This is a genomic window from Pseudovibrio sp. WM33 (assembly GCF_001623165.1).
In the GTDB taxonomy this organism is placed as follows: domain Bacteria; phylum Pseudomonadota; class Alphaproteobacteria; order Rhizobiales; family Stappiaceae; genus Pseudovibrio.
This window is the reverse complement of the sequence record NZ_LMCK01000059.1, coordinates 1-3,070: the sequence shown is the minus strand read 5'-3', so window position 1 is coordinate 3,070 and position 3,070 is coordinate 1. Positions and strand designations below refer to the sequence as shown.

Below are 3,070 nucleotides of genomic sequence, written 5' to 3'. Positions count from 1 at the left end.
AAAAGACGCTCACCTGTCCAAATAAACGGAACCACCTCTATCCTTGTACTTCCTCATTGCGCTCTGTAATAACTTTTTTCAAAGGCCGCGACTGCCTGCCCGACTCTACTCTTGACTATCGGGGCGCCTGTAGTCTCCATAGCAAAGGCTATCAGAGATCCCATAGTTGTTTCTGGGATCAAACCAGGATGCAATAGTGAACCTCAAGAAACTCCTTTGACCAACTGTAATAGAGCCCTTGAGAGATACCTTCCAGCCAGCATAACTCAGAAACACTACCTTATTTTTCCTCTCCTGCAGAACCCTTCAGGGGAGGTCGGCCTATCAGTTCCATTGGCATTGGAAAGACAATCGTATTACTTCTATCGCTTGCGATTGTCTGCAATGTTGTCAGATAACGCAGCTGCATAGCTTGATTGTTCTGGGAGAGAATTGCGGCAGCTTCTAAAAACTTTTCCGCCGCTTGGTGTTCGCCCTGCGCGTCGATGACCTTAGCACGGCGAAGCCGCTCTGCCTCTGCCTGCTTTGCGATTGCACGGATCATGCGTTCATCAAGGTCGATGTGCTTCAGTTCCACATTTGACACCTTAATACCCCAGGTTTCCGTCTGTTCATCCAGAATACGCTGGATATCAGAATTTAGCCGATCTCTCGATGCAAGCATTTCGTCAAGTTCATGTTGGCCTGCGACCGAGCGCAGGGTTGTCTGGGCCAGTTGGGTCGTCGCCTGAAGGAAATCCTCAACCTGTATGATCGCCCGTTCAGCGTCCACGGCGCGAAAATACACGACAGCATTGACTTTAACGGAGACATTGTCCCGCGAAATTACATCCTGCTCAGGCACGTCTAGAACACGTATGCGCAAATCCACGCGAACCATCTGCATGATACCCGGAAGGACAATGATCAAGCCCGGACCTTTCACTTTCCAGAAACGCCCCAGCAGGAAGATGACACCTCGCTCATACTCCCGCAAAATCTTCAATGATGAAAAAACAATCAGGACCGGAATCAGGACAATCAAAGTCCAGGAATAGTTAAGCAGTTCGTTCATGATTGATGCTCATTTTTTAGGGGAGAGACGGTGAGGGTTAAACCCTCAATAGCCGATACTTCGACGGTGTGGCCCGGCCTTACAGGCGTTGTACTTGTTGCCTGCCATACTTCGCCATGAATCCTGACGTGCCCCTTTCTTCCATTCCAGTCTAAAACCACGGCTTTGCTGCTGAGCATTTCTTCCCGCCCTGTCACGACAGCACGGCCCTTCGAGCGCATGAGAAGATAAAGAATTACGAAAAAAACGCCCGCACTAACAGCTGCGATCGACCCAATCAGCATGGGAGATACCTCCAGTTCAGGAGTATCACTGTCGATCAGCATTATTGAACCCAGCACAAATGCGGTGGCGCCACCCAGTCCGAGCACGCCAAAGCTGGGCGCAAACGCTTCAGCGATCATAAGACCAAGTCCGACAAGAATTAAAGCCAGTCCGGCATAGTTGACCGGCAGCAGCTGAAAGGCGTAGAGCGCTAAGAACAAGCAGATCACACCGGTGATCCCAGCGATGAAAATGCCTGGACTGTAAAATTCCAGGACAATGCCGTAGATACCGATAAGAAATAAAATATAGGCAACACTCGGATTGGTGATGACAGAAAGAAACTCGGTTCGCCAATCTGGCTCCAGCGGAACAATCGTCAGATTATCTGTATTGAGGTTAATCCGTCCTGCCAGCAACTCCACAGACCGCCCATTTAGTTGCTGAAGAAGATCGGTTTGACTATCAACAATGAAGCCTATGACCCCTTCCTCAAGAGCATCGACCGCCGTTAGGCTGGCAGCTTCGCTGACCGCCTTTTCTGCCCACTCTGAGTTTCGGTTCCTCAACTGGGCGAGGCTCTTGATATAGGCCTTCGCATCGCTGATAGCTTTGAAGGAGGAGGACGGGGTCGCACTTGTCTCTTCATCCTCTTCGTTGTCGGAACCTCCCGATCCGGGAAAACCACCGCCTATCTGAACCGGTGTTGCTGCACCAAGATTGGTTCCCGGTGCCATGGCAGCGATGTGGCATGCGTAGAGAATATAGGTTCCGGCACTGGCCGCACGGGCACCACTCGGCGCAACATACCCAACAACTGGAACCGGAGATGCCAGAATGGCATGAACGATGGTGCGCATTGCGGTGTCAAGACCACCAGGAGTGTTTAAGGTTATGATGGCAAGCGTAGCCCCATTTTCCTGTGCTGATTGGAGGCTACGTGTCACATAGTCAGCAGTGGCCGGCCCTATAGGGCCTTCAATACGGATGAGCGAGGCTGTCCGATCCGTTTGGGCAGCACCGTAGCTCGTTGTGAAAAGCGCAAAAATGAAGAAGCTACCGATTAGAATTGCCTGAAAAACGACACATCGAATACACTCAAATCCTAAATCTTTAAGATTTTCAATCTGCCATTTCGTTCTTGTGACCGCTAATAACATTTCAAGGTGCGTTCTGTTTTTAATTGGTTACATATGGATATCTACACTACCTGCATAAGGTAACGTGGTAACGACGCAATCAATTAAGAGTTGCTGGTGTAGTGTTCAGCCGATTATCTGTATTTATACTGCCACATAACGCGGGGAATGGGGAATTTGATGAGTATGACAGTTTCTGAGGACTTAAGAAATCTCCAAACTGTTTGCATGTAAACGAAAATTATTTGTTCACGAAGCAGCTTGATGAGGTATCGGAGGATAGAGTTTCAAACTGCCTATCCTCGTCCAAGCTCGTCCAAGCTCGTCCAAGCTCGTCACAGCTCGTCCAAATGACAGGCATAGTCTGGCACTTGACTAAATGGGGCGTGTTCAAGATATGTGTAAAATATTCTTGACTTGTGCCTGAGCAATAAGGCCTCAAACTTGATAAGCGCCTATTGATCCCATGGTGAACCCTCTGTGTTGCGCGCTTGCACAACTTTTCTGCGGACGAAGTGAACTTTTGCTGTAAACGCAAAGAGCTGCGCGCGCAAAAGTTTACTCGCTGGACGAACGGGCCAATAGCATGCGTAATCGGGCTCGTCCTTCATGA

The 3,070-nt window shown here is 49.4% G+C and carries 2 protein-coding genes; both read right to left on the bottom strand.

Annotation, left to right across the window (positions count from 1 at the left end):
- Positions 1-280: 280 nt before the first annotated feature.
- Complete coding sequence (locus tag PsWM33_RS11205) at positions 281-1,054, bottom strand: slipin family protein (protein WP_063297837.1); 774 nt, start codon at positions 1,052-1,054, stop codon at positions 281-283.
- Positions 1,051-2,367 carry an NfeD family protein gene (locus PsWM33_RS11200; protein WP_446737448.1) on the bottom strand — a complete coding sequence of 439 codons (1,317 nt, stop codon included), beginning with the start codon at positions 2,365-2,367 and terminating at the stop codon, positions 1,051-1,053. Before PsWM33_RS11200 ends, PsWM33_RS11205 begins: the two co-directional genes overlap by 4 nt.
- Between the last annotated feature and the right edge of the window lie 703 nt (positions 2,368-3,070).